Here is a 1353-nt window from a genome sequence, read left to right on the forward strand (position 1 = left end):
TGATAGAAAACTTGAACCGGAATGGTTAGATTTTTTTATGGGAAAGATACTGGAAAATAAAACCGAGAAAGAAATAAGAAAAGAAATTGATCAGTATCTTTCAGAATATCTGAAAGGCAAAGAAGCCATATCAAAAACTGTTACTGTAATTATGAGAATTGTTTTTTCTCAGGATAGTTATAAACAAGAACTTATTAATATAGCAAAAGAACTTGTAAAGGAAATATCTTCAGAAGAAAGAGTCTGGCTCTACTGGGGTTTACTACTACTAACTTATCCTTTTGTAAAAGATATAGCGGAAGTTACTGGCCGTTTGTTGGATTTACAGGGAAGTGCAACAATTTCGGATATTAAAACAAGGATTGTGAAGGAATGGGGAGATAGAGAAACTGTAAGACGAATGGTACAGATGGTTACTAAAACTATGGAAAACTTCGGATTTATAAAAGATATAAGTAAAAGTAATACAATGATTTTTGAAAAAGCTTCTTCCAAGAGAAAAACAAAAAATTTAAAACTGTCTATATGGTTTACCGAAGTAGTTATAATGGCTGCAAATGTTGATATGATTTCTTTTGATGAAATTAAAAGTAAACACTTTATCTTCCCCTTTGACCTTCAGATTTCCATAACAGAGATTTATAAGAGTGAGAGATTATCGGTACAGAGGGAAGGAGATATAGTTCTAGTTGGAGTTAGAGGGTTGTGAAATGTTAAGAATGTGACTTTCACTATAGAAAGCCACATTAACTATGTCGGAAATGACACAAAATAGAATTATAGGTGAAAATATGAAATTCGAACATATACAAAACCGTAATGGTAACTCTTGCTTTTTAGCATGTATAGAGTCATTTTTAAAACATTGTGGAGTTTTGCGTTCTCAAGAAGAACTAATTGAGACTCATAAAGATTTATGTAAAAGTATTCCAGGTAAAGAAGGTGTAATACCATGTGGCGAGGAAATAGTTTTATGTAACAAAGAAAATATATTATATAATGAGGAAGCTACTTTAAAAAATATTTCAGAACTATGTCAAATGCAGAATAAACTAAAATCATTACAGTCTAAAGAAAGTTATATCTTTGGCATAACTCAAACACCAGATAAAATGCATTCTGTTCTATTTGATTCAATAGATTTTCAAAATAATATTTGGGTAATGGACCCTGACCAAGGCCATAAAACCTTAAATTATAATGATATCGTAGAAATAAAATTTTTAAAATTATCTTATCCATATTGGAATCCATGGTATATTGAATTTTTTCCAGGAAACAGGGAAAATGTTTCTTAATATCTTCTACTCGTTTTTGTATCCCATTTTGGGATATGCCCTATGTATTAAAAAT

The 1353-nt window shown here is 30.2% G+C and carries 2 protein-coding genes; both read left to right on the forward strand.

Annotated features, from left to right (window positions below):
- A partial coding sequence (locus AB1349_14395; protein MEW6558515.1) for a hypothetical protein occupies positions 1-709 on the forward strand: 709 nt, incomplete at its 5' end.
- 82 nt (positions 710-791) lie between these two features.
- The gene (locus AB1349_14400; protein MEW6558516.1) at positions 792-1298 is read left to right on the forward strand and encodes a hypothetical protein; all 507 of its coding nucleotides are present in this window, start codon (positions 792-794) and stop codon (positions 1296-1298) included.
- Positions 1299-1353 lie beyond the last annotated feature (55 nt).

The organism is Elusimicrobiota bacterium (assembly GCA_040757695.1).
GTDB lineage: Bacteria > Elusimicrobiota > UBA8919 > UBA8919 > UBA8919 > JBFLWK01.

What these genes read in the sequence shown, in the direction of transcription:
- AB1349_14400 (MEW6558516.1), top strand. Translation starts at nt 792, where the DNA reads ATGAAATTCGAACATATACAAAACCGTAATGGTAACTCTTGCTTTTTA.